The organism is Caballeronia sp. dw_19 (assembly GCF_018449515.1).
GTDB lineage: Bacteria > Pseudomonadota > Gammaproteobacteria > Burkholderiales > Burkholderiaceae > Caballeronia.
The window spans coordinates 38,213-61,040 of the sequence record NZ_JAAVUQ010000036.1 but is presented as its reverse complement, the minus strand read 5'-3'; the positions used below and the strand labels follow the sequence as shown (position 1 = coordinate 61,040).

Genomic DNA, 22,828 nt, shown 5'->3' with positions numbered 1-22,828 from the left:
CGCATTACGGTTATTGAACACATATAGAGCGCTTTAATACTGCGCGCAGGGATACAAGCAACAATGGCACGTCGATATTTTGGAACAGATGGTATTCGCGGCAAGGTTGGTGAGGCTCCAATCACGCCTGATTTCGTGTTGCGGCTGGGTTATGCAGCAGGGAAAGTACTGGCGGGAGCGGACCGTTGGGCGCAGCGCGGCGGCCGCCCGACGGTACTGATCGGCAAGGACACCCGGGTATCGGGATACATGCTGGAAGCGGCGCTGGAGTCGGGTTTTTCGGCGGCGGGCGTTGACGTCATGCTGGCAGGCCCGATCCCGACGCCGGGTGTCGCCTACCTGACGCGTGCGCTGCGCCTGGCTGCGGGCGTGGTGATCAGCGCATCGCATAACCCGTACTACGACAACGGCATCAAGTTTTTCTCCGCCGATGGCAACAAGCTTCCCGATGAGGTCGAGTTGCAAATCGAGGCGCAACTGGACGAACCGATGTCCTGCGCGCCGTCGGAATTGCTGGGCAAGGCCCGCCGGCTGGACGATGCGCGCGGCCGCTACATCGAATTCTGCAAAAGTACGTTCCCGGCCAGTTTCGATCTGCACGGCCTGAAGCTGGTGGTGGACTGCGCGCATGGCGCCGCGTACGACGTGGCGCCTCAGGTGTTCCACGAGCTGGGCGCGGAAGTGGTGAGCATCGGGGTATCGCCGAATGGCTTCAATATCAACGACGGCGTGGGCGCCACGGCTCCCGACGCGCTGGTCAAGGCGGTAAAAGAGCATCAGGCGCACATCGGGATTGCGCTCGACGGCGATGCTGATCGTCTCCAGGTCGTCGATGCCTCCGGCCGGCTCTACAACGGTGACGAGCTGCTTTACGTGCTTGTGAAAGACCGGATTGCGACAGATGGAAAAATCGATGGCGCCGTCGGCACATTGATGACGAACATGGCGGTGGAAGTGGCGTTGAAGCAGGCGGGCGTGCAGTTCGTGCGCGCGGCCGTGGGTGACCGATATGTCCTCGAGAAGCTTCGCGAGAACAAATGGATGCTGGGCGCGGAAGGCTCCGGCCATATTCTGTCGCTCGACCGCCATTCGACGGGCGATGGCATTGTCTCCGCGCTGCTCGTGCTGGCGGCGATAAAGCGCAGCGGCAAGGCGCTTGCCGACCTGCTCGAGGGCGTCACGCTGTTTCCGCAGAAGCTGATCAATGTGCGAATGAGCCCGGACGCCGACTGGAAGAGCAGCGACGCTATCAGGCAATCGATTGCGCAGGCTGAGCGTGCGCTGGAGTCGCATGGCCGGGTGCTGATTCGCGCGTCGGGAACGGAGCCGGTGCTGCGCGTGATGGTGGAGGCGGCATCGGAGGCGGACGCAGTCGCGCACGCCGAAAGTATTGCGAAGGTCGTGAAGGAAGCGACGGCCTGAACGTAGCGAAGGGCCCGATACAAAAAAAAACGCCACGGTTAGCACCGTGGCGTTTTTTTGCTTGTGCGCACAGCATGGGCGCGCGCCAGTGGGTGCAAGTCGCGCAGGTAAGTGGACCACGGCGAACGATCGGAAGTGCGACCGTGGGACGGCCCCGAGGAGTCAAGTGGCGGGCAGATATACAAGAAACGTATATAAGACGCGGGCGACCAGAGCTCGTCGGCTAAAAACCATAAAGCTCCCGGATCAAGGGTCAACGGCGTAAATCCAGCGCTCTGCATTGAAGGAGAGGAAGCGCGTTCTTGCTTGGGGAAATCTCCTCCTTCCTGAAAGGGCAACGGTTTTGAGCCGGGGCGCCTTTGCTTCTCTCCACCCTGTTCCATAGTGCCAACTTCCGCGCTTACGATCGTCAATCGCTTCATGCGCTCACCTATTCCCGATGGCCTCAATAAAGTGTTTCGTTTTCTGTAACGTTTTGTAGGACTACGCCTATCAGAATCCTCGCCTCATCCTAATAAAGTAGGTTCTGACGCGAGCGATGAGCAACCCCTCATTTCGATTCATCCATTCATCGTTCGCCGCCGCCCGATAGCTCTCTGAAAGTCTCCGCGCCTGGGGACTTTGTATCGGTGGCGAACTGATCATATTGAACCGCTGATTCGGGCGATGCCTCGAATCGATCGCTAGTGTGAAGACACAGCTTTAACTTAGGAATACATATTAATCATGAATAAGTCATTCAAGTCAGTATTGAACCGCTCCACAGGTACCTATGTGGCCGCTAGCGAAAACGTGAAGTCCAGCGGCAAGTCGGCCAAGAACAAGCTTGCCATGAAGGTGGCATCGGCTTCGCTGGCTTTGGGCGCTTCGATCGCCATGTTGTCGTCGGGTAGCGCGGTGGCGGATGACAGCGTACCTGCGAGCGGATATCAGGTGGATTTGCCCGATGCAGCGGATGGCTCGAACGGGAATCTGGATGCGGTTGTGAGCCTGCAGGCAGACGATAGCGATTCATTGACCACGGGTTCGACCGGAAACGCGAAGGTTCTTGGTTCGACCATGCTGGGTTCGCAATTGTTCGGCGCGACGCCGACGGGCTCGTCGGTGCTTTACGATGATTCGACATACAACCGCATCACGTTCCAGGGTACGGCAGGTACCAAGCTCACGAATGTGGCAGCGGGAACTCTCAGTGCGACCAGCACCGACGCTGTCAATGGGGCGCAGTTGTTTCACATTACCGATGGAACGTCAGTCATCAACTCCGCTTATGTTCAGGTTGGCGGCGCGAATAACGGTACCGATAATGCCGTGCTCAGCGGTTCAGGCGTGGCTATCGGCGCGAGCGCGAGAGCCGATACGGACACGGTCGCCGTCGGTGGCAATGCGGTAGCGTCGTCCAACGGAATGTATGGATCGATGGCGATCGGTACGTCCGCCAATGGAGGTGCGGGCGGAACAGCCATCGGATATCACACTCTCTCGACGGGCATATCATCTGTTGCGTTAGGCAAAGGGGCGACCGCAGGGGGGGGTATTCAACAGCTTTGGGCGCCGGGGCCACGGCAAGCGGATACAACTCGGTGGCGATCGGGCAGGCTTCGGTCGCCACAGGGAATAATACCGTAGCAGTGGGCTCTGCCGCTGCCCCTCGAAAGATTGTGAATCTCATGGCTGGATCGTCAACGACCGATGCCGTGAACTACGGCCAACTTCAAGCAGCAGGCTTGAAGGTCGACACGGCCGGAATCGCCACAAACGCATTCGTCGCTTATGACAACACGGCGCTAAGCTCGATTACGCTGGGCGGCGGCACGGCAGGCACAAAGATCACGAACGTAGCGGCAGGCAATGTTTCATCGGCGACCAGCACGGACGCGGTGAACGGTTCGCAGCTTTATTCCACGAATCAAAGCGTAGCTGCCAATGCAACGGCGATTGCTGCCAATGCCGCTGACATCGCGACAAACACAGCGGCCATCGCAACTAATGTAGGCGATATCGCGCAAAACACGAGCGACATCAGCACGTTGAACACACAAGCAGCCGATACCGTGAAATACGGCGGCGCAGCGCACGACTCGATTACGCTCGACGGCACAACCGGCACGAAGATCACGAACGTAGCAGCGGGCGATGTTTCATCGGCGACCAGCACGGACGCGGTGAACGGTTCGCAACTGTATGCGACGAATCAGAGCGTAGCGGCAAACACGACGGCGATCGCCGCCAACACGGCTGACATTGCGACAAACGCAGCGGCTATCTCGACGAATACGACCGACATCAGCACGCTGAACACGCAAGCCGCCAATGCCGTGAAATACGCTAGCGCAGCGCACAACTCGATCACTCTCGATGGCACAGCCGGCACGAAGATCACGAATGTAGCAGCCGGCAATATTTCATCGGCGACCAGCATGGACGCGGTCAATGGGGCACAGTTGTTTCACATTACTGACGGAACGTCAGTGATTAACTCTGCCTATTTTAAGGTTAGCGGCGCGAATAACGGTACAGATAATGCCGTACTCAGTAGCGCCTCAGGATTGGCGATTGGCGCGGGCGCACAAGCCGATACCGGTGACTATACCGGCACCGTCGCCATAGGCGGTGGTGCGGTTGCGACGGCCGGTGGGCAATATGGATCGATGGCGGTCGGTACGGCAACGTCGGCAAGCGGTGGTGGAACAGCTGTCGGATATCATGCGAGCGCAACTCTATCATCTGCTTCGCTAGGCAAAGGAGCGAGCGCAACGGCTGGTTATTCAACAGCTTTGGGCGCCGGGGCCACGGCAAGCGGATACAACTCGGTGGCGATCGGGCAGGCTTCGGTCGCCACAGGGAATAACACCGTAGCAGTGGGCTCTGCCGTTGCCCCTCGAAAGATTGTGAATCTCATGGCCGGATCGTCAACGACCGATGCCGTGAACTACGGCCAACTTCAAGCAGCTGGCTTGAAGGTCGACACGGCCGGAATCGCCACAAACGCATTCGTCGCTTATGACAAAACGACGTTAAGCTCGATCACCCTCGGTGGCACCACTGGCACGACGATCACGAACGTAGCGGCAGGCAATGTTTCATCGGCGACCAGCACGGACGCGGTGAACGGTTCGCAGCTGTATGCGACGAATCAAAGCGTAGTTGCGAATACAACGGCTATTGCTGCCAATGCAGCCGACATCGCGACAAACACAGCGGCCATCGCAACAAACGTAAGCGATATCGCGCAAAACACGAGCGATATCAGCACGATCAATACGCAAGTCGGCACGCTGAACACACAGATCGCCGACGCCGTGAAATACGACGGCGCAGCGCACGACTCGATCACTCTGGACGGTACAACCGGCACGAAGATCACGAACGTAGCAGCCGGCGATGTTTCATCGGCGACCAGCACGGACGCTGTGAACGGTTCGCAACTGTATGCGACAAACCAGAACGTGGCTCAGAATACGACGGCTATCGTCGCCAACACGGCTGACATTGCGACGAACACAAGCGACATCGCACAAAACACGAGCGATATCAGCACGATGAATACGCAAGTCGGCACGCTGAACACACAGATCGCCGATGCCGTGAAATACGACGGCGCAGCGCACGACTCGATCACTCTGGACGGAACGACCGGCACGAAGATCACGAACGTAGCGGCTGGCGATGTTTCATCGGCAACCAGCACGGACGCGGTGAACGGCTCCCAACTGTATGCGACGAATCAGAACGTAGTGGCAAACACGACGGCGATCGCCGCCAACACGGCTGACATCGCGACGAACGCAACGGCTACCGCGACGAACACAAGCGACATCGCGACAAACACGACGGCTATCGCTGCTAACACAAGTGACATCGCGCAAAACACGAGCGATATCAGCACGATCAATACGCAAGTCGGTACGCTGAATACACAGATCGCCGATGCCGTGAAATACGACAGCGCAGCGCACGACTCGATTACCCTCGACGGCACAGCCGGCACGAAGATCACGAACGTAGCGGCGGGCGATGTGTCATCGGCGACCAGCACGGACGCGGTGAACGGCTCGCAACTGTATGCGACAAACCAGAACGTAGTGGCAAACACGACGGCTATCGCTGCCAACACGGCTGACATTGCGACGAACACGACGGCTATCGCTGCCAACACAAGCGACATCGCACAAAACACGAGCGATATCAGCACGATCAATACGCAAGTCGGCACGCTGAATACACAGATCGCCGATGCCGTGAAATACGATAGCGCAACGCACGACTCGATTACCCTCGACGGCACAGCCGGCACGAAGATCACGAACGTAGCGGCGGGCGATGTTTCATCGGCAACCAGCAGGGACGCGGTGAACGGTTCGCAACTGTATGCGACGAATCAGAACGTAGTGGCAAACACGACGGCGATCGCCGCCAACACGGCTGACATCGCAACGAACACAACCGACATCGCGCAAAACACGAGCGATATCAGCACGCTGAATACGCAAGTCGCCGATGCCGTGAAATACGACAGCGCAGCACACGACTCGATCACCTTGGACGGCCCAGCCGGCACGAAGATCACAAACGTAGCCGCAGGCGATATTTCATCGGCCACGAGCACGGACGCGGTGAACGGCTCCCAGCTCTACGCGACGAACCAGAACGTGGCGCAAAACGCGACGGCTATCGCAGCGAATACCAGCGATATCAGCACGCTGAACACGCAAATGGCCGACACCGTCAAATATGACGACGCCGGACATGGCTCGATGACGCTGGGCGGCTCGGCAGGCACGGTAATCAAGAACGTGGCCGCGGGACAAATGACGGCAGACAGCACCGAGGCCGTGAACGGTTCGCAATTGTTCTCCGTGCAGCAAAGTGTCAGCGATCAAGGCGCCGCTCTGGCGGACTCGGTTCGCTACGATTCGAGCAGCCACGACACGATCACTCTCGGCAACCCGGGCACGCCCGTGGCGCTGACGAATGTCAAGGCAGGCGATGTATCGGCGAGCAGCCTTGACGCCGTGAACGGTTCGCAGTTGTACACGGTCACGCAGAACGTCACGCAAAACACGACGGATATTGCGAGCCTGAATGTATCGATGAACAACTTGAACGACGGAACGGCCGGACTGGTGCGCCAGGACGCCACGACGCTGGCGCTTAGCGTCGGCGCCAATACGGGCGGTGGCGTCATCAGCTTCGCAGGTCTGAACGGCGCACGCGTGCTTACCGGCGTAGCAAACGGCGCGGTCAGCAGCGCCAGCTCGGAAGCGATCAACGGCTCGCAGCTGTTCAATGCATCGACGAGCGTTGCTACGGCGTTGGGCGGCGGAGCAAGTGTGGACGCGAACGGCGGCGTGACGGCGCCTTCATACTCGGTGGGCGGCAAACAGGTAAGCGATGTCGGTTCAGCCGTCAGCAACCTTGATGGCCGCGTCACGCAAAACAGCGCGGACATAGCTGGAATCAAGGGCGATCTCGCCGATGTATCGAAGACCGCTGCGAACGCCGTGGCCTACGATTCCGCCGATCACAGCAAGGTCACGCTGGGCGGCACGGATTCAAGCGCGACCGTGCAGTTGACCAACGTGGCTGCGGGCGATCTTTCGGACTCGAGCACGGATGCCGTCAATGGCAGCCAACTCGGCGCGACCAACGCCCGAGTCTCTGCCACGGAATCCGCCATCGCCAACCTTGAGGCATCGGGCGGCGGATCAACGGCGACAGGCCAAGACGCAGCGGCGATGGGCACGAATGCCGATGCTTCCGGCGACAATTCCACTGCAGCAGGCTCGAATGCCGCAGCGTCGGGCAGTGACTCGACCGCAATGGGTTCTAACTCCACGGCTTCCGGCGACAATTCCACTGCAGCAGGTGCGAATGCCGCAGCGTCGGGCAATGACTCGACTGCAACGGGTTCTAACTCCACGGCCTCCGGCGACAATTCGACAGCTGCAGGCGCTCATTCGATGGCCTCGGGCGATTCGTCGGCGGCCTTCGGTGGCAATGCTGCCGCGACTGCTGATAATGCCGTGGCTATCGGCGGGAACTCGCAAGCCTCGGGAAGCAATTCCATGGCAATGGGCGCCAACAGCATCGCTTCGGGCGACAACTCCGTGGCGATTGGCGCGAACTCGGTCGCCAACGAAGCCAACACGGTGTCGATGGGATCGGCAGGTAACGAACGCCGCGTGACTAATGTGGCGCCGGGTGTCAATGGAACCGACGCGACTAACGTGAACCAGTTGAATGCATTGCGCAACGACGTAAGCAGCAGCTTGTCGTCGATCGAACGATCGGCAATGAGTGGCGTAGCGGCGGCCATGGCCATGCCGAACCTGATGCCTAGCGCGCCAGGCAAGACGGTCGTGGGTGCGGGCGTGGCGAATTACAAGGGCTACAGCGCCTTTGCAGCAGGCGCGACGTATCGTTCGGAGAACAGCAAGTGGTTGATGAACGCGGCGGTTTCGGTCACGCCGAATGGTGACACGGGCGTGCGCGCGCAGGCAGGTTACGAGTTCTAAACCGCTTGAAGTTACATTGAGGTAAAAAGGGCGATCCGGATTTCCGGATCGCCCTTTTTTTCATGGTGCGCCCGGCATTCATAGGTAAGAATGCGCTTCCTTAATACGCAACCGTCGAATTTCCGCCATGCTCCGAACTTTCGTCATCGTAAGCCCGTTGTCACGTTTCCTTCATCAATCGTCATCGGACTGTCACATTGACGCCCTATCCTTCGCGGTGTCGAGCCACTTGCTCACAACCCTGGAGATCACATGAAATTGATGCACACTGCGCTCGCAGGCATCGTCGGCGCAATGTTCGCGATGTCGGCACAAGCAGCCGACATCACCGGCGCGGGCAGTACCTTCGCTGCACCGATTTACACGAAATGGGCTGATACGTACCAGAAGTCGGGCGGCGGCAAGGTCAACTACCAAGGCATCGGTTCCTCGGGCGGTATCAAGCAAATCATCGCAAAGACGGTGGATTTCGCTGGCTCGGACGCACCGCTGAAAGATGACGAACTGGCAAAGCAGGGGCTTTTCCAGTTTCCGACGGTAGTGGGCGGCGTAGTACCGACCATCAACGTGCCGGGCATCAAAGCAGGCGAGATGACGCTGTCGGGTGAAGTTCTCGGCGACATCTACCTCGGCAAGATCAAGAAATGGAACGACCCGGCTATCGTCGCGTTGAATCCGAAGCTGAAGCTGCCGGATGACGACATCGCCGTCGTGCGCCGCGCCGACGGTTCGGGCACGAGCTTCATCTGGACGAACTACTTGTCCAAGGTGAACGCCGAATGGAAAGCCAAGGTGGGTGAAGGTTCGACGGTCAACTGGCCGACGGGCACGGGCGGCAAGGGCAACGACGGCGTCGCCGCGTTCGTTCAGCGTCTGCCGGGTGCTATCGGTTACGTGGAATGGGCGTACGCTAAGCAAAACAAGATGACGTACGTCGGCCTGAAGAATTCGTCGGGCGCAGTGGTCGAGCCGAAAACGGAAACGTTCAAGGCAGCGGCAGCGGGCGCGGACTGGTCGAAGTCGTTCTACCAGATCCTGACGGACGAGCCGGGCAAGGACGCATGGCCGATCGTGGGCGCAACCTTCGTGCTGCTGCACACGACGCAGGACAAGGAAGCGCAAGGCGCGGAAACGCTGAAGTTCTTCGGCTGGGCGTTCAAGAACGGCACGCAAGCAGCAAACGATCTCGACTACATCTCGTTGCCGGATTCGGTTGTCGCCGAAATCGAAACGCAGTGGAAATCGAAGGTCAAGGACGCGTCGGGCAAGGCAGTCGCGCAGTAAGCCGCATTTTTGAGCGTTAAGCAACAAGCATCCGGCTTCTTGGTCCGTATTGCCGCGCGGCATCCGCCGCGCGGCCCTTCCGAAGGTTCCCATGTCGGACATCAACCTCGCATCGACTCCGCCGGCCAGCCGCGCTCAACGCGCTCCGAGCCGACTCGGTGATATCGTTTTCGGTGGGCTGACGCGGCTTTCCGCCGTCGTCACGCTGCTGCTGCTGGGCGGCATTATCGTCTCGCTGGTCGTGGCCTCGCTGCCTACGCTTGAAAAATTTGGTCTCAGTTTCCTCTGGCGCGCCGAGTGGGATCCGCAGACCGATAGTTTCGGCGCGCTCGTGCCTATCTACGGCACCATCGCCACCTCAATCATCGCGTTGATCATCGCCGTGCCTGTGAGCTTCGGCATTGCGCTGTTCCTGACTGAGCTCGCGCCCGCATGGCTGCGCCGGCCGCTCGGCGTGGCAATTGAACTGCTCGCGGCGATCCCGTCGATTGTCTATGGCATGTGGGGCCTGCTCGTTTTTGCCCCCATTTTTGCGACGTATTTCGAAAAACCGCTGGGCAAACTGCTCGGCGATGTCTGGCTTATCGGCCGCTTCTTTCAGGGGCCACCAATTGGCATCGGCATCCTGTGTGCCGGCGTCATTCTCGCGATCATGATCATTCCGTACATCGCGGCCGTGATGCGCGATGTGTTCGAAGTCACGCCGGTCCTGCTGAAGGAATCGGCGTATGGCATCGGCTGCACGACGTGGGAAGTGATGTGGAAAATCGTGCTGCCTTTCACGCGGACCGGTGTGATCGGCGGCGTGATGCTTGGCCTCGGCCGCGCGCTCGGCGAGACGATGGCGGTGACATTCGTGATCGGCAACACCAATCTGCTCGATAACGTCTCGTTGTTTTCACCAGGCAACAGCATTACCTCGGCACTCGCCAACGAGTTTGCCGAAGCGAGTCCGGGCTTGCATACATCGGCGTTGATGGAGCTCGGGTTGATCCTCTTCCTGATCACGTTCATTGTGTTGTCGCTGTCCAAACTCATGCTGCTTCGACTTGAAAAAGGGGAGGGCGCCAAGTGAGCCAGTCCACCATTCAATTCCCCGGCTCCGGCAATCCGGAACGGGAAGAAGCCACGCGCAACAAATTGCAGCGCCGCCGCCGCGGCAAGAATGTCGTCGCGCTGGTGTTGTCGCTCGCGGCCATGGCGTTCGGCCTCTTCTGGCTCATCTGGATTCTCTATACAACGCTGAAGCTGGGTATCGGCGGTTTGTCGATTGAGTTGTTCACGCAGAACACGCCGCCGCCTAATACCGATGGCGGTGGGTTGCTGAACGCCATTGTCGGCAGCTTGATGCTGGTGGTTCTCGCGACTTGCGTTGGCACGCCGCTCGGCATTCTCGCGGGCGTTTATCTCGCTGAATACGGCGACAAGCGCTGGCTGGCGAGCGTGACGCGGTTCATCAACGACATCCTCTTGTCGGCGCCGTCTATTGTGATCGGCTTGTTCGTGTATGCGCTGGTGGTTGCGCAAATGGGCCGCTTCAGCGGCTGGGCCGGCGTGATCGCGCTGGCGTTGCTGCAGATCCCGATCGTGATCCGTACGACCGAGAACATGCTGAGGCTCGTGCCGAACGCGTTGCGTGAAGCCGCCTTCGCACTCGGCACGCCGAAGTGGAAGATGATTGTCTCGATCACGCTGAAGGCGTCGGTCAGCGGCATCGTGACGGGCGTCCTGCTGGCTGTTGCACGCATCACCGGCGAAACCGCGCCGCTGCTCTTCACGGCGCTGTCCAACCAGTTCTTCTCGTGGGACATGAATCAACCGGTGGCCAACCTGCCCGTCACGATCTACAAGTTCGCGATGAGCCCGTTCCCCCAATGGCAAGCGCTCGCGTGGGCCGGCGTGTTCCTGATCACGCTCGGCGTGCTCGGTCTGAACATCCTGGCACGCACGATCTTCTCGAAAAAATAAGGCGGAATCATTCCATGAACACAGTCGCAAGCGATGTGAGCGCCCGGAGCGCTAATCCCGCCGCCAGCGGTGACCATTCCAGCACGGTTGAGCGCGGTGCAACACCCGGGGGCTTCAAGCCGGCCCATCAGGCGCCGCCGGTCGGATCGATGAAACCGAAGATCGAGGTGAACAACCTCAACTTCTTCTACAACAAGTTTCATGCACTGAAGAACATTAACCTGCGGATTCCTGAACATAAGGTGACGGCGTTCATCGGTCCGTCGGGGTGCGGCAAGTCCACGTTGTTGCGCACGTTCAACAAGATGTACGCGCTGTATCCGGAGCAGCGCGCGGAAGGCGAGATCCTGATGGACGGCAACAACCTGCTCGATACCAGCCGTGATATCTCGCTGCTGCGTGCACGCGTGGGCATGGTGTTCCAGAAGCCGACGCCGTTTCCCATGTCGATCTACGACAACATTGCGTTCGGCGTAAAGATGTTCGAGCAACTGTCGCGCTCGGAGATGGATGACCGCGTGGAATGGGCGCTGACGAAAGCGGCGCTCTGGAACGAAGTGAAGGACAAGCTGCCGCAAAGCGGCTATGGCCTGTCGGGCGGACAACAGCAGCGCCTGTGCATTGCACGCGGCATTGCCATTCGCCCGGAAGTGCTGTTACTCGACGAACCGTGCTCCGCGCTCGACCCGATTTCGACGGGCCGCATTGAAGAATTGATTGCCGAACTGAAGGATGATTACACGGTGGTGATCGTCACGCACAACATGCAGCAGGCGGCGCGTTGTTCGGACTACACTGCTTATATGTATCTGGGCGAATTGATTGAATTCGGCGATACGGAAAAGATCTTCATCAAACCGTCCCGAAAGGAAACGGAAGACTACATCACCGGCCGGTTTGGTTGAATCGCGCGGCGGAGTTTGCCGCCAGGTCACACGGGCTAAAAAAGGACTTCAGGAGCAAATATGTCCGATAAACATTTGTCGAGCCAGTTCGACGCCGATCTGAATGCGGTGTCATCGAAGGTGCTGGAAATGGGTGGTCTGGTCGAGTCCCAGATCATCAAGGCCATGCAGGCGCTCAATACGTTCGACATGAATATTGTCGAAGAGGTAGTGCTCGCCGAGACGCGCCTGAACACCATGGAAGTCGAGATCGACGAGGAATGCAGCAACATCATCGCGCGCCGTCAGCCGGCTGCGCGTGACTTGCGTTTGTTGATGGCAATTTCGAAAACGATTACGAATCTCGAGCGTGCGGGCGATGAAGCCGAAAAGATCGCCAAGCGCGTGAGGCGCATCAATGAAGATGGCATGGGGCGTAACGTCAACATCGCGGAAATCAAGTTGTCCGGCGAAATGGCGGTCTCCATCCTGCGCCGTGCGCTAGATGCATTCGCGCGCCTGGATACGGTCGCCGCCGCTCAAATCGTTCGCGACGACAAAGCCATCGACGAAGAATTCCGTGCGTTCGTGCGCAAGCTGGTGACGTACATGATGGAAGATCCACGCATGATTTCGGCGGGTCTCGACTATCTGTTCATCGCTAAAGCGGTCGAACGAATTGGCGATCATGCAAAGAACATTGCGGAGTTCATTATTTACATTGTGAAGGGAACGGATGTCCGCCATGTGTCGCGCGATCAACTCGAACGCGAAGCACTGAGCTGATTCTTTTGTGATTCAGATGTCAGTTGTTCAACTTACGCGAAGAAGGTTACAGAGGTGCCGATGCCCAGCAGCATTCTCGTTATAGAAGACGAACCCGCGATTTCCGAATTGATTTCGGTGAATCTGCAACACGCGGGCCATTGCCCCATTCGTGCTTATAACGCGGAACAGGCGCAAAACCTGATCAGCGACGTCTTGCCGGACTTAGTACTTCTCGACTGGATGCTGCCGGGTAAATCCGGCATCGCCTTTGCGCGGGAATTACGGGGCAACGAACGCACGAAACATATTCCGATCATCATGCTCACTGCCCGTGGCGATGAGCAGGACAAGGTGCTCGGACTTGAAATTGGTGCCGACGATTATGTGACGAAGCCGTTTTCGCCGAAAGAATTGATGGCGCGGATCAAGGCGGTATTGCGCAGGCGCGCGCCGCAATTGACGGAAGACGTGGTCGCGATCAACGGCTTGCGCCTCGATCCGGCGACCCATAGGGTAGCGGCGCATTCGAACGGTCAGGGTAGCGACGACATCAAGCTCGATCTCGGGCCGACCGAGTTCCGCTTGCTGCACTTCTTCATGACGCATCCTGAGCGCGTGCATAGCCGCACGCAATTGCTGGATCAGGTATGGGGCGACCATGTATTCGTGGAAGAGCGGACGGTGGACGTGCATATCAAGCGTCTGCGGGCAGCCTTAAAGCCGGCTGGTTGCGATGCTATGATTGAAACGGTTCGCGGCAGTGGTTACAGGCTGGCCAAGAGTGCTTGATGGAGTAAATGAGAAGAGTGCTTGAGAAGAGTGAATGAAGCCCGCGGCCAATTGTGGTCGCGTGGCAATAATCTCGATCCCGCTAATTCATGAATATCATCTGGACGCGTTCCCTCGTGTCCCTCGCGTTGCTCGCGGTATTGAGCGGGATTGTGGGCGTGCTGTTCGGAGTGCGCGCCGCGCTCTGTTTTGCGCTCGTCATGCTAGTTCTGCAAACCCTCTTCACCACCTTTCATACGCAGCGCTTGTGGCGTTTGCTCGACGCGCCCGTGTACGGCGAAGTGCCGAGCGCGCCTGGCGTGTGGGGCGAGATTTATTATCGGCTGCATAAGCTTGCGAAGCGCTGGCACGCGCAGGTGCGCCAGGTCGAGCAGCAGCATTCACGGTTTATCCAGGGCATTCAGGCGTCACCGAATGGCGTGGCCATGCTCGACGACAGCGACCAGATAGAGTGGTGCAACGCCATCGCGGAAACGCATTTCGGGCTCGACGCCAAACGCGATCTGCGCCAGCACATCACGCATCTCGTACGCCAACCCGACTTCGTTCGTTATCTCGCTTCGCAGCATTATGAGTCGGTGCTGGTGATGCGCGGGATGGGGCTGAACCGGCAGCATGTGTTGTCGGTGCAAATATTCCCCTATGGTGAAAACCGGAAGCTGATTCTGACCCAGGACATAACGGAACTGGAAAGAACGGATTCCATGCGCCGGGATTTTGTCGCAAATGTTTCGCACGAGTTGAAGACGCCGCTGACCGTGCTATCCGGCTTTCTTGAAACCATGCGCGAGTTGCCGCTGGATGAATCCGACCGGGCGCGTTATCTGGAGATGATGGAGCAGCAGTCGTCACGCATGCAGAACATCGTGCGCGATCTGCTCGTGCTCGCGAATCTGGAAGGCGATGTCAAACCACCGAGCGACGACGTTCTCGATATGCGCGCGGTTCTGCGCCACCTTGAAGAAGACGCTGATAATCTTTCGAATGGCCGACATCGAATTACATTCGATATTGATGAAGCGTTGACGGTGTCCGGTTCGGAAACGGAGATTGTCAGTGCGCTCGCGAATCTCGTGACGAATGCGATTCGCTATACGCCGGACGGCGGAACCATTGACGTCTCGTGGCAGCGCGTTCGCGATCGGGCGGTGTTTTCAGTACGCGATAGCGGACTCGGTATTCCGGCCGAACATATTCCGCGTCTGACCGAGCGGTTTTATCGTGTCGATAGAAGCCGCTCGCGCGATACCGGCGGCACGGGCCTTGGGCTCGCGATCGTGAAGCATGTATTGCAACGCCATCTGGCCGACCTCGAAGTCAAGAGCGAGGAAGGGCGGGGAAGCACCTTCTCGGTCAAGTTTTCGGCCGCCCGCACGGCGATGAGAAAGTCGATCGCGGCTTGAATGAGCTTGCAGGGGTTTGCAACGGCTTGACGTGCCTGGAAGGCAGCGCGCGCCCCAAGCCGCGGCAACATCAAAACATCAAGGGCAGAACTTCGCGAGCAGGCCGAGTTGCGCATTACGCATCGACTTGCCCGGGCGGCGGCGCTTGTAATGGCCGTCACTTTGCATGAGCCATGCCGACTGGTTATCGCCGAGAAAGACTGAGAGTCCTTCGGCAATCACGCGCCGTTTCAGGCGCCGGTCATTCACGGGAAATGCCACTTCGACGCGCCGGAAGAAGTTGCGGTCCATCCAGTCCGCGCTCGACAAATACACCTTCTCCTCTCCGCCCGAGTAAAAATAAAAGATGCGGTGATGCTCTAGAAAGCGTCCGACGATGGAGCGCACCGTGATGTTCTCGGACAGGTCTTCCACGCCGGGTTTCAACGCGCAGACACCGCGCACGATCAGGTCGATTTTCACGCCTGCCTGAGACGCTTCATACAACGCGATGATCACGGTCGGTTCGAGCAGCGCATTCATCTTCGCGACAATCCGCGCTTTCTTTCCCGCGCGCGCGTTGTCGGCTTCAGCACGAATGGCTTCCATCAGATTCGGATGCAACGTAAAAGGCGCTTGCCAGAGCTGGTGCAAGCGCAATTCGCCGCCGATGCCGGTGAGTTGCTGGAACACGTGATGCACGTCTTCGCAGACTTCCTGATCCGAAGTCATCACGCCGAAATCGGTATAAAGACGCGCAGTACGCGGGTGATAGTTCCCCGTGCCGAGATGCACATAACGCCTGAGCATCATCTTGCCGTTGTGCGACACGCGCCGCACGATCAGCATCATTTTCGCGTGGCATTTGTGGCCGACCACGCCGTACACCACATGCGCGCCCACGGCTTCGAGCTGCGACGCCCAGTTGATATTCGTCTCTTCGTCGAAGCGCGCGAGCAGTTCCACCACTACGGTGACTTCCTTGCCGTTGCGCGCGGCTTGCATCAGCGCGTCCATCAGTGGCGAGTCCGTACCGGTCCGATAGATTGTTTGCTTGATCGCCACCACCTGCGGATCTTTGGCCGCCTGCAGCAGCAACTCGAGCACGGGCTGAAAACTCTCGTACGGATGGTGCAGGAGGATATCGGCCTGATCGATGGCATCGAACATGTTCGATGCGGCCGCAATAGCTTTCGGCACGGCCGGAATATGCGGCACGAACTTCAGGTCCGGCCGGTCGACCATCTCGGGCAACTGCATCAGGCGCACGAGATTGACCGGCCCGTTCACGCGATAACAATCGCGGTCGTTCAGTTCGCTCTCGTCAAGCAGGCGCCGGATCATGTGCGGTGGCGTCTCCGCCGACACTTCCAGACGTACCGCATTGCCCAGATGCCGCGCGGGCAGTTCGCCCTGCAGCGCCACGCGCAGGTTGGTGATTTCGTCTTCATCGACGAACAATTCGCTGTTGCGCGTGATGCGAAACTGGTTGCAACTGCGCACGACCAGATGCGGAAACAGCGCGTCGACAAAACGCTGCAGCAGCGAGCTCAGCAGCACAAAGCCGTGCGGATACCCCGACAGCGGCTCGGGCATGCGCACGAGCCGCGGCAGCGCGCGCGGCGCCTGCACGATGCCCATCATCGCCTGGCGGCCGAACGCGTCGCGGCCCTCCAGTTCGACAACGAAGTTCAGGCTCTTGTTTAGCACGCGCGGAAACGGGTGCGCGGGGTCCAGTCCGATTGGCGTCAGCACCGGCAGCAACTCGTTCTGGAAATAATCGCGCGCCCAGCCCGTCTGCGCTTCGGTCCATGATTCCACGCCGTGAAAGTAGATCCCTTCGCTTTCCAGCGCGGGAAACACGGTGTCCTGGAGCATGACGTATTGCTGATGGACCAGGCGATGCGCGCGTTCGACCACAAGGTCGTACACATGCTGCAGCGACATGCCGTCGGGCGAGAGCGAGCCCGGGTTGTCGCGCATCTGTTCCTGCATGCCGGCCATGCGGACTTCGAAAAACTCGTCGAGGTTGCTGCTGGTAATACAGATGAAGCGGAGCCGTTCGAGCAGCGGGACGCCGGTGTCGGCGGCCTGCGACAATACTCGTTCGTTAAAACCCAGAATGCCCAGTTCGCGATTAAGAAGGGGATAGCGTAAGGACATCGATAGTATTGGCAGTCAAAAAATCAGAATGTGCAAGGATCGCTCGGAATGGGCCACAGTATGATGACGTTTTTGTGAAAACATGGTGTCATAAATCTAACGCACGTCTCGGATATGGTTGATCCTGGCGACATTCGCCCAATTTCGGCTAACAATTGAAATCGATTCATTGGCGCAGTTTGCTGCATTGGATTATTTGCCAGGCCAGCACAGTCGTCCGCTTGGACTTAAAATTGGCGCGCTGCTGCGGCTCGGCGTGTTCAAATGCTGCCCGGACCGCGTCTGGTTGCAACGAGCTCGCGGGCACAACCCTACGGAACCTGGAAAATCGATGGTCAACCCCCCTCATCTTTTGGCAGCCGTAGATCTCGGATCGAACAGCTTCAGGCTGATTGTTGGCCGCGTCGAGGAGACGCCTTCCGGCAGCCCGATCTATCAGGTAGACGCGCTGCGTGAACCCGTGCGGCTCGCGGCGGGATTGTCGCGGGACAAGTTCCTCGACCGGGCCTCGCAACTGCGCGGCTGGGACGCGCTGAAGCGGTTCGGCGAGCGGCTGCGGGACTTTCATCCCGACCACGTGCGCGCGGTCGCGACCAACACGCTGCGCGTGGCTAAAAACGCTGACGAATTCCTGGCCGAAGCACAGAACGCACTTGGCTTTCCCATTGAAGTGATTGCCGGACGGGAAGAAGCGCGTCTTATTTATGCGGGTGCTGCGCATTCGGTGCCGGCGAGCGCGGGCAAGCGGCTGGTGGTGGATATCGGCGGGGGATCGACGGAATTTATTATCGGCTCGCACTATACGCCCATTCATATGGAGAGCCTGTATATAGGTTGCGTGAGTCACAGCCGGCAGTTTTTCGCAGCCGGCAATGTCGATGAATATTCAATGCGGCAAGCCGAACTCGCCGCCAAGCGAGAAATCGAGATTATCTCGAGCGAATACAAACAGACGGGCTGGGATCAGGCAATTGGATCGTCGGGTACGGCGCGGGCGCTGGCCGAGTTGATCGAAGCAAACGGTTTCAACGATCCCGGCATTACCCACGGCATTTCACGCGGCGGGCTGGAGCGGCTGAAGAAGGCGCTGATCAAGGCTGAGAATGTGAACCGGCTGAAGTTGATCGCGTTGAAGTCTGACCGGATTCCCGTGCTGGCGGGCGGCTTGTCGATCATGCTCGGCGTGTTCGAGGAGCTGGGGATTGAATACGTCGATACCACCGATGGCGCGCTGCGTCTTGGCGTGCTCTATGACCTGCTGGGGCGCACGCAGCACCAGGACATGCGTACGGTGACGGTGGAAGGCTTCAAGCGGCGCTATGCGGTGGATGGCGAGCAATCGGACCGTATTGCCGAACTGGCAATCGGTTTCTATGAGCAGATCGAAGCGATCGATATCGACGCCGACCGGCGGATCGAAAATCAGATGTTCCTGGGATGGGCGGCGGCATTGCACGAGATCGGGCTTTCTATCTCGCATAGCGCTTATCACAAGCATTCTGCGTATATCGCGAGTCATGCGGATATGCCCGGGTTCTCGCGGACTGATCAGGCCCGGTTAGCCGGCCTGGTGCTTGGGCATGTGGGCAAGTTGGGCAAGCTGTCGCAAGCTCGGGATGTCGACTGGACCTTGCTGTTTTGTCTGCGGCTTGCGGCGCTGCTTTGCCGGCGGCGGGCGGATGTCGGGTTTCCGGCCATTCAGGTTTCGCTGGCCAACGGCGGCTTCGATGTGCGTTTGCCCAACGACTGGGTCTCGCTCAATCCGCTTACCGACTACAGCCTCGTTCAGGAAGCGGCTGAGTGGGAGAAGATCGGCAAGCCGTATCGGGTGGTTTATACGGGCGTTTGAGGGGTCCGGCGGAGGAGGGCGACGGCTTCTCTTGGGCCACGTTGATCCCTCGACCGTCTCCCTGTGAAAAAGTAGTACGGACTTCGAACCTATTTTTTACGCTTGAACGGAATACCCGTCACGCGCAGTTATTGCGGCATCGTAGTACGTGCCGCCAGCGGTGTTGGTCTGATCGTTATCGCTGGCGCGCTTCGTCTCTTCCGCTTTTCTTGTTGCTCGTTGGCGTTGTCAGTCGGCCATGAAGTGACGCGCGTAGCGGTCCCCTATCTCCGATATGCGCAGCAAGGTCAAAAAGTCCGCCGTATTGAAATCGGGATCCCACGCCGGCGCGCCGCAGATTTTCGCGCCCAGACGCAAATAGCCCTTCAGCAAAGGCGGCGGCGCTACCTTGGCGCCCGTCCGCAGTTCCTGCACCGGCAACGGTGTATGCGCAAACGCCCGGTATTCCGGCGACGTCAGCGCTTCCTTCTCCAACCCTTCGTACAGGTCGGCGGCGTAGTGGCCACCGTCCGCCATTGCGACGCTCGCGCAACCCAGCATGGTCTCGTAGCCGTTCTGCTTCATGTACGCGGCCAGGCCGCCCCACAACGACATGATCACTCCACCGCTGCGGTAGTCCGCATGCACGCACGAGCGGCCGAGTTCCACCAGCTTCGGGCGTAGATGCGCGAGACGGGATACATCGAATTCGCTCTCGGCATAGAGACGTCCGGCGCGCGCCGCCTGATGCGGGGGCAGCACGCGATACGTTCCCACCACCTTCAGCGTGTTCAGGTCGCGGACGAGCAAGTGGTCGCAAAAGGCATCGAACGCGTCTACGTCCAGGCCGGCCGGACCCTTCAGTTGTGCCCCCATCTCATCGGCGAACACGCGATACCGCAGGCGCTGCGCTTCGCGCAATTCAGCTTCGGAATGCGCCCACGATACCCGCAGCCGATGTTGCCCCGCCACGGTCTCCGCCGCACTCGGCAAACGCCGGCGGAGTTCAGCAACGTTCGAGCCACCAGACCCGCTCAGTCCATTCGATGTGCTCAATAAAGCGAGCGTCGTCGATTTCTGCATTGGCAACCCCCAAGTGGATTTGGCTGACGTATTACCGTTTAGCCGCCAATGTAAGTATTCCGAATGACGCTCGCATGGCGTGACTATGACGATTCAATGAAGCGTCACCGCGAAGCCACGGTTTTGCCGCCTTGGGGGGCTGTTTGAGCTATTGCTACAGTCTTTTGCTACAGTAAATCAGGACTTGTTACCGCCCGCAGCACGACTTGGTCGTCGCCTGCGCGGGAGCGTTGCTGGAACCACCAGATACCGCCTTTCTTCAGGGTCCATTCGGCTTCGTGGCCGGTCATCAGCGAAGCCGCGACGCGCCCGAGCGTTGGTTGATGTCCGACTACGACGACAGTCTCCGCGACGCCGCGCGGCCATTCCGCGGCATCCAGCACGGCCTGGGCGCTGGCCCCCGGCGCGAGTTCCTTTGCGACGCGATAGCGGTCGCCAAACGCTTCCATTGTCTGGATCGTGCGCGTGGCCGGACTGACGAGAAACACCGCATCGTCGTCTAACCGGCTCTTCAGCCACTTCGCCGCGCCCTGAGCCTGTTTTACGCCACGCGGCGTCAGCTGGCGCACGAGATCGCTCGCAGCCTGGTCTTCTGCTTCGGCGTGGCGCCAGAGAATGAGGTTCATCGGATGTCTCCTGTGGGTTTTTCAATTTGGACCGGCGAAGGCCGCGCAAGTGCTATGGCTTCGGACTCAACGCGGCGTCCAATAGTTTCGATTGCGCGGGTGTCGGTAAAACGCTATCATCTCGTTCTTGTCGGAGCGTAGCGCAGCCTGGTAGCGCATCTGATTTGGGATCAGAGGGTCGAAGGTTCGAATCCTTTCGCTCCGACCACGTTTTAAATGAAGGGGTCACGAGTTTAACTCGTGACCCCTTCGCCATTTCTGGCGCTGTGGTCACAGCGCCCACGTTTCCGTTCTCTCGCCAATCTCCGATATCGTTTAATCTTCTGCGTTCACTCTTCGTATTCGTATCTAAAACCTCCTGAACTTCATTTCCGGGCCGTCCATGCCGCGTTTCGCTGCTTTGTTTATCTGCTCCCTGCTCCTGTCGGCCTGTGGCGACGCCACCGTGCCTCACCACACGCCGCCGCAAGATCCGCCCGACTACAAGGGCGTGCCCACCGACACCACGCCGCCGGTCATGATCATCGCGCCGGCCAAGCCCGAGCAGCCGCAATAAAGCCGTGACGCCGCACGCCCGGAACTTGGCCCTTATGTCGCAGCGTATAATCCGCCTATGAACACGCCCACCAACGACGCCCACTCTCACGCCCACTCGTCCGCCGACGCGCTCCAGGCGGCGGTCACGATGGCCGACGATTATTGTCGCGAGCGTGGTCAGAAACTCACGCCCATTCGCCGCACCGTGCTCGAGTTGCTGCTGGCTTCAGGCCGGGCGACCAAAGCCTATACGTTGCTCGACGAAATGCGGGCGATGCATCCGAACGCGTCACCTCCCACGGTGTATCGGGCGCTGGATTTCCTGCTGTCGGCGGGGCTGATTCATCGGATTGAGTCCATCAATGCGTTCACCGTCTGCCACGATCTCACGCATTGCCAGCACGGCGTGCTGATCGTGTGTCAGCAATGTGGCCGCGTGACCGAGTTGCAGCAGCAACAACAGTTGCGCCAGACCCTGATGTCGCAGGTCGAGGCGAGCGGGTATCGGCTGGCCGGCGACGACATCGAGTTAAAGGGCATTTGTCCGGCATGTCAGGCCGCTGAAGACCCCAGCGCGCATCAGCACGATCACGCGTCGCATTGATCTCCCCGCGCAACGCATAAAGCGCAGCGCCCGCAAAAAAGGCCGTTTCCGACGTCAGTCGGCAACGGCCTTTTGTATTCCATGGATGGCTTCGAACGCCGCTGTGTGAGCGCCGAGCCTTAGAGCCGCGCGCTGACGCCCAAACTGACGGCCTGAATAAAGCGAAGCCCCGATGCGGGCACACCGGGGCTTCTGACCCGCGAGGACTGTTCGCGCAGAGAATCGCGGGCTGACCGTATTCTAAAGTGCATCAATCGGGTTGATTGTGATCACTTGTATCAACGCGTAACCCAATGTGCACGGGCTTTCCGGAGGTTTAAGCCTGTCTGGTCAACGAAGGCCGCGACACGTAATTACTACGATCGACACGCAGCTTTGGCGGCGGATTATGCGAATTTCTTGCCGCAAAGGTATGATCGCATTTCCTGAAATCGATTCCCGACCATGACCTCGTTGTGGATTTTCCTCGCCATTTGTCCGATCGCGCTGGGTTCGCTGCTCGTGTTCGCCTCGCATATCGACCCGTTGTCCGGTCGGTGGCGCGGTGCGCAACTGCTGGGTCCGCGAGCAAACCTGGCGTTGGGCGAAAACGTTGCGCGCCTCGGCCGCTCGATCAAGAAACAGGCGAGCGCTATTGCTTGCAGCGAATCACCATCGACCGGTTCTTGACGTTCGCGCCGAAAATCCCGGCCACCGTTCCGCCAGACGTCGCTCCGTTGTCAACGTCCTTCGACACGACGTCGTAGCCATACGACCCGCACATCTCGCCCGCTTTTTTGTAGCATTCCGCCCAGCTTGTACTTGCGTCGCCACCGCTGCAGTTGATCGCAAAACCGGTGTCACCGGACGGCAGATAGGTCATCTTCGCCGAGTCGGCGCAGCCCGCGAGCGTCAGCGCAGCCACCATTACCGCAGCTGTCGCGGCCACCTTTCCAAGCGTCGTGGCGCAAACTTGTAATTTCATCGATTCTT

General features: G+C 59.1%; 17 protein-coding genes and 1 tRNA gene. 14 read left to right on the top strand and 4 right to left on the bottom strand.

Annotated elements, in window-relative coordinates; all coding sequences use genetic code 11:
* Nucleotides 1-63 precede the first annotated feature (63 nt).
* The 10 genes from glmM (at nt 64) to phoR (ending at nt 15,036) form a co-directional block, all read left to right on the top strand.
* Complete coding sequence (glmM, locus tag HB376_RS32430; protein WP_213767745.1) at nt 64-1,422, top strand: phosphoglucosamine mutase; 1,359 nt, start codon at nt 64-66, stop codon at nt 1,420-1,422.
* A gap of 726 nt (nt 1,423-2,148) precedes the next feature.
* Nucleotides 2,149-3,051 carry an ESPR-type extended signal peptide-containing protein gene (locus HB376_RS32425; RefSeq protein WP_213767763.1) on the top strand — a complete coding sequence of 301 codons (903 nt, stop codon included), beginning with the start codon at nt 2,149-2,151 and terminating at the stop codon, nt 3,049-3,051.
* Nucleotides 3,006-7,940, top strand: coding sequence for a YadA-like family protein (locus tag HB376_RS32420; protein ID WP_213767744.1), 4,935 nt, complete (start codon nt 3,006-3,008; stop codon nt 7,938-7,940). Before HB376_RS32425 ends, HB376_RS32420 begins: the two co-directional genes overlap by 46 nt.
* Before the next feature lie 252 nt (nt 7,941-8,192).
* The gene (gene pstS / locus HB376_RS32415) at nt 8,193-9,224 is read left to right on the top strand and encodes a phosphate ABC transporter substrate-binding protein PstS (RefSeq protein ID WP_213767743.1); all 1,032 of its coding nucleotides are present in this window, start codon (nt 8,193-8,195) and stop codon (nt 9,222-9,224) included.
* A 91-nt stretch (nt 9,225-9,315) separates the two neighbouring features.
* On the top strand, nt 9,316-10,299 hold the full coding sequence (pstC, locus tag HB376_RS32410; RefSeq protein ID WP_213767742.1) for a phosphate ABC transporter permease PstC: 984 nt from the start codon (nt 9,316-9,318) through the stop codon (nt 10,297-10,299).
* Nucleotides 10,296-11,192 (top strand): phosphate ABC transporter permease PstA, encoded by an 897-nt coding sequence (pstA, locus tag HB376_RS32405; RefSeq protein ID WP_213767741.1) that lies wholly within the window; start codon nt 10,296-10,298, stop codon nt 11,190-11,192. The genes pstC and pstA overlap by 4 nt, the downstream gene beginning before the upstream one ends.
* A 149-nt stretch (nt 11,193-11,341) precedes the next feature.
* Nucleotides 11,342-12,097: a phosphate ABC transporter ATP-binding protein PstB gene (gene pstB, locus HB376_RS32400; protein ID WP_213767762.1), complete on the top strand. Its 756-nt coding sequence runs from the start codon at nt 11,342-11,344 to the stop codon at nt 12,095-12,097.
* 60 nt (nt 12,098-12,157) lie between these two features.
* Nucleotides 12,158-12,862: a phosphate signaling complex protein PhoU gene (phoU, locus tag HB376_RS32395; protein ID WP_213767740.1), complete on the top strand. Its 705-nt coding sequence runs from the start codon at nt 12,158-12,160 to the stop codon at nt 12,860-12,862.
* 60 nt (nt 12,863-12,922) lie between these two features.
* Nucleotides 12,923-13,633: a phosphate regulon transcriptional regulator PhoB gene (phoB, locus tag HB376_RS32390; protein WP_089159157.1), complete on the top strand. Its 711-nt coding sequence runs from the start codon at nt 12,923-12,925 to the stop codon at nt 13,631-13,633.
* Between the two features lie 89 nt (nt 13,634-13,722).
* Complete coding sequence (phoR, locus tag HB376_RS32385; RefSeq protein ID WP_213767739.1) at nt 13,723-15,036, top strand: phosphate regulon sensor histidine kinase PhoR; 1,314 nt, start codon at nt 13,723-13,725, stop codon at nt 15,034-15,036.
* Nucleotides 15,037-15,114: 78 nt separating this feature from the next.
* Here phoR and ppk1 read toward each other — a convergent pair whose 3' ends face one another.
* Entirely contained in the window at nt 15,115-17,178 is a 2,064-nt protein-coding gene (gene ppk1 / locus HB376_RS32380) for a polyphosphate kinase 1 (protein ID WP_213767738.1), read from the bottom strand.
* Between the two features lie 331 nt (nt 17,179-17,509).
* On the opposite strand from ppk1, the gene ppx reads away from it, so the two are divergent.
* Nucleotides 17,510-19,027, top strand: coding sequence for an exopolyphosphatase (gene ppx, locus HB376_RS32375; protein ID WP_213767737.1), 1,518 nt, complete (start codon nt 17,510-17,512; stop codon nt 19,025-19,027).
* 228 nt (nt 19,028-19,255) lie between these two features.
* On the opposite strand, the gene HB376_RS32370 is transcribed toward ppx, so the two are convergent.
* Both HB376_RS32370 and sixA read right to left on the bottom strand, forming a co-directional pair.
* A complete protein-coding gene (locus HB376_RS32370; protein WP_213767736.1) occupies nt 19,256-20,089 on the bottom strand; it encodes a GNAT family N-acyltransferase in 834 nt (277 codons plus the stop codon).
* A 167-nt stretch (nt 20,090-20,256) separates the two neighbouring features.
* On the bottom strand, nt 20,257-20,715 hold the full coding sequence (gene sixA, locus HB376_RS32365) for a phosphohistidine phosphatase SixA (RefSeq protein ID WP_213767735.1): 459 nt from the start codon (nt 20,713-20,715) through the stop codon (nt 20,257-20,259).
* A gap of 131 nt (nt 20,716-20,846) precedes the next feature.
* Here sixA and HB376_RS32360 point away from each other — a divergent pair.
* The 3 genes from HB376_RS32360 (at nt 20,847) to HB376_RS32350 (ending at nt 22,525) form a co-directional block, all read left to right on the top strand.
* A tRNA-Pro gene (locus HB376_RS32360) sits at nt 20,847-20,923 on the top strand.
* A gap of 405 nt (nt 20,924-21,328) precedes the next feature.
* On the top strand, nt 21,329-21,856 hold the full coding sequence (locus tag HB376_RS32355) for a Fur family transcriptional regulator (RefSeq protein WP_213767734.1): 528 nt from the start codon (nt 21,329-21,331) through the stop codon (nt 21,854-21,856).
* Nucleotides 21,857-22,300: 444 nt separating this feature from the next.
* Nucleotides 22,301-22,525: a hypothetical protein gene (locus tag HB376_RS32350; RefSeq protein ID WP_213767733.1), complete on the top strand. Its 225-nt coding sequence runs from the start codon at nt 22,301-22,303 to the stop codon at nt 22,523-22,525.
* Here the strand turns inward: HB376_RS32350 and HB376_RS32345 are convergent.
* The gene (locus HB376_RS32345) at nt 22,488-22,820 is read right to left on the bottom strand and encodes a hypothetical protein (RefSeq protein WP_213767732.1); all 333 of its coding nucleotides are present in this window, start codon (nt 22,818-22,820) and stop codon (nt 22,488-22,490) included. The genes HB376_RS32350 and HB376_RS32345 overlap by 38 nt on opposite strands.
* Nucleotides 22,821-22,828: the final 8 nt, after the last annotated feature.